We start from the raw sequence: 3,375 nt of genomic DNA, 5'->3' as shown, positions 1-3,375 counted from the left end.
AAGCGCTTCTCCCAGGCGGTGATGTGGTTGCGGTCGGTGGAGCCTTGCGCCAGACGGACCCGGCTCTCGCCCTCGGCTGAGGCTGACGCCCTCAGCCGATGACTACGTCTTCCGACCCCGTCTCTGCCGCACCGCCGCAATCGATGGCGTCGCCGATGCGGCCGGCTGGCCTGCCATTGACGAAGGCCGTGGCAGACCCTGCGGCAAGCGCCCGCCCATGCGGACCTTCATGGCCAACCTCACAGGCGTGGGCGGCAAAACTGTCGCCGACGCGCATCAGCGGGCGGCCATTGACATAGACATCCGGGCTTCCGCCTGTCGCGGGTGATGGCGGGAAGTGGCAGGCATGGCCGGAGCCGATGTCACCTTGGCGATGAGCTGGAGGCATTTCCCATGTATCCATTTCAACTAAGTTTTTGTGTACGGATGGCGGGCGCAGCCGTGGAGCGGACGCTTCGTCGAGACTGATCGGTTGCGAAGAATTACATATTTGATTTCCGCAGCATGATAACTATAGTTTTTTCCAGAAAATTACTGCCCAGACACTAAAAATTGTTACCCAAGAATACATCAATGCAGAAAAATATAAAATTATTAAGCGAACCAACTCTCCGTTGACGGGATTTCCGACAGCGTCAACGAATCTAGGAACAAATGCAAGGTGAAACATTCCAGAATTTATTATTATTTGCATAAAAAAAATAAAAGTAATAATGTTTGTAATTGATGATGCTTTTTGTATTTTGTTGTTTTTTGAAAACAAAAGCGTAAATATTCCGAGGGTGGATAACGCCATGAATGTAAAGATATTTTCTCGAACAATATTTACTAAGAATCCTTGTTGTTCATGAGACATTAATGTAATTGGAGCGGCAATCATTAAGTGAAAAGAAGCCAGCCCACCTATTAGAATTCTGTATATCACTCCCGGATTTTTAGGGTTCCATATAATCATATCGAAATCTTCTTTATTGACCAGTTTTGCTCTTGCGTCCTAACGGCCCGGTATCGCTTCAATTCGGCCCACAGTGATTGGCTCGAAATCCCGTTAGGGTATGTCGCAAACAAATCGTGACCTATTTTTGTTGGCAAGTAATCCTTTGGGTCTTCACTATTGCTGATCCCCGGGAAGCCATAATCTGTGTATGGAATAGTAGGATCTATTCCTGCAATTTCTACCAGTTTATGTAGGGGCATTCCCGCCGCAGCTCCAACATATCCATAATGGACGTTCGACAAAACGTCATAGTACAGTACCCAGTTCTCGTTGCCATAACGGTGGTTGGCACCCCAAACACTTTCAAGTCCGGGCTTTAGGTCCCAGTCTCCATTCTCAGAGCCTACGTCATATCCAAGAATAGAGGTTGCTACTCCGAGCGCAGCTCCCGTTGCGCCCTGATTTGGGTGGCCCATCGCTCCCATGGTGCCTTCCTTTGTGCGCGGTTCCGGGTTTCCCCGTCCGGTATTTCCCCAAGGCTCAGCTCTGATACGTTTAACCATGGGGTTCTTGCAGTTCTCGGACATTTTGGTAGCAGTCCAGACTACCGCTGACTCACGCACGCGTATTTGGTTTCCCTTGGTAGTTAAAGATCCGTCATAGCCCAGAGTTGGAGGCCCTGGTTGGAGAAAAGTTAACGGGATCTGATAGAGGCCTGAGTAGCGGTCCTTTCCAGGTCCCCTTATAGAGGTCTCAGCAGCGGGCATCGACCACAAGAAGAGGGCGCGCGTGTGGGCCATGATCTCGTTATATTCTTGCTCTCCTAACTCGCACTCAATCTTCTGAAGTCGTGCATTGCTTGTATCCGACAAGAGGGCGATGTTTTCATTTTGTCCTTGAGCTAGTGAAGCTAGCTCTGATGACGAAATATGACCTAGTGCAATAGGTCCTTGACCGTGAACTGCTATTTTTACTTTATACAATTTTGCCATGTGAATTGTTCTTAGTTTATATCGATACGTGTTCCGTGAAGCTTTATTGATCCATCTTCCGACAAAACAATCTTTGCTTCCCCGCATTCGAGTACAACACGATTGCGTCCTCGAATGCTGATGATTTCGCCACGTAGGGCCGCAATTGTATCGGAGGAAAGATTGAGGTTTTTTCCTGCGGATAGCGCCAATTCTTTTTGCGCTGTTGCGGAAAATGAGTTGATAGATTCCATCGTAAATGAGGCAGCCGAATTCATGCTGATGGCACCGGCAACATCGAGACTGTAGGAATTGTCCCTTTCCTCGTCGTTGCTAAATAGTCCAACTGGAAGTCGGTGAGATATCTGCGCTAGGCTTCGATCAATGAGCATATTTACTGGTGCGAAGTGACTTGCCTTCGCATCGCCCACATGAATTCGAATTGATCCGGAAATAGTTTTTTGATAGTTTCCATAAACGTTCAAGAATTTATCGTTCCCGATTAGTTCGTACTCACTATTCAATACAAGCCTGGTTTTGTTGTTTAATACCTTCTCGTTCAGATCCTTTTGGGCTCGTATATAAACCTCCTCAAGGCCATAGTTATCGTCATAAGATAATTCGTTAAACCCCTGCCCCTTGTGCGTCTGCGTCCGAAAAGTACTCTTCGTCTTATTCGCCGGCAGGTCATATGGCACCTTCTGCTGCGGGTTGGGCACCACGCCTGTCACCAGCGGTCGGTCGGGGTCGCCGTCGATGTAGGCCACCATCACTTCCATTCCGATGCGCGGGATCACCTGGCCGCCAAAGCCTGCGCCTGCCCAGTTTTGCGCCACGCGCACCCAGCAGGTGTCGGTGCCGTCCTTCTTTGCCTTGCGGTCCCAGGGAAACCAGACTTTTATCCGGCCATACTGGTCCGGATGGATTTCTTCGCCTTGAGGGCCTGCGACGATCGCCACCTGCGTGCCCTCGATCTTCGGACGCTTCGTCTCACGATGCGGGGTGAGCGGCACGCGCGACGGGATCGCCTCGAATGTGTTCACATAATCAGGACGGTCTTCTGCCGTCTCATAGGAACGGTCGATCACATCATGGCGGATCGCAACGATGACATGCTCGTCATAGCGGTGATCGGGATGGGCGACCTCGTAAGGCAGAAACCGCCGGCCGGCTTCGAGCACGCGCACGCTCGACGCTCCATGCACCCGGTCGTGATCGGCTTCCGACGCCTGCACGCGCAGCTTCTCCGCCCGTTCGGCGTCTGCGACAGAGGCGATGCGGGCGGGATATTCGTAGAGCTCGCGTTTGATTGCATCCGGCATCTGGATGAGCGACGGCGTCTCCGTCCCCGGCACCATGGAGGGTGTCTCGAAATTCCAGTCGGCGCCGGAGCGTTTGCCCGGCACATAGCTGAAGCGCTTCTCCCAGGCGGTGATGTGGTTGCGGTCGGTGGAGCCTTGCGCCAGA

At 51.5% G+C, this 3,375-nt stretch carries 4 protein-coding genes; all 4 read right to left on the bottom strand.

The window, feature by feature from the left end:
- Window positions 1-91: 91 nt before the first annotated feature.
- Window positions 92-388 carry a PAAR domain-containing protein gene (locus IP76_RS11335; protein WP_054158335.1) on the bottom strand — a complete coding sequence of 99 codons (297 nt, stop codon included), beginning with the start codon at window positions 386-388 and terminating at the stop codon, window positions 92-94.
- Between the two features lie 123 nt (window positions 389-511).
- Window positions 512-955, bottom strand: a complete 444-nt coding sequence (locus tag IP76_RS23105; RefSeq protein ID WP_156318549.1) for a hypothetical protein — start codon at window positions 953-955, stop codon at window positions 512-514.
- Window positions 952-1,929 carry a polymorphic toxin type 44 domain-containing protein gene (locus tag IP76_RS11330; RefSeq protein ID WP_197278332.1) on the bottom strand — a complete coding sequence of 326 codons (978 nt, stop codon included), beginning with the start codon at window positions 1,927-1,929 and terminating at the stop codon, window positions 952-954. Before IP76_RS11330 ends, IP76_RS23105 begins: the two co-directional genes overlap by 4 nt.
- An 11-nt stretch (window positions 1,930-1,940) precedes the next feature.
- Window positions 1,941-3,375 (bottom strand): type VI secretion system tip protein TssI/VgrG (gene tssI, locus IP76_RS11325; protein WP_156318548.1); only part of this gene is annotated, 1,435 nt, incomplete at its 5' end.

The organism is Rhizobium sp. AAP43, assembly GCF_001296045.1.
Classification (GTDB): domain Bacteria; phylum Pseudomonadota; class Alphaproteobacteria; order Rhizobiales; family Rhizobiaceae; genus Allorhizobium.
The sequence above is the reverse complement of the archived record's forward strand: the minus strand, read 5'-3'. Positions and strand labels throughout refer to the sequence as shown.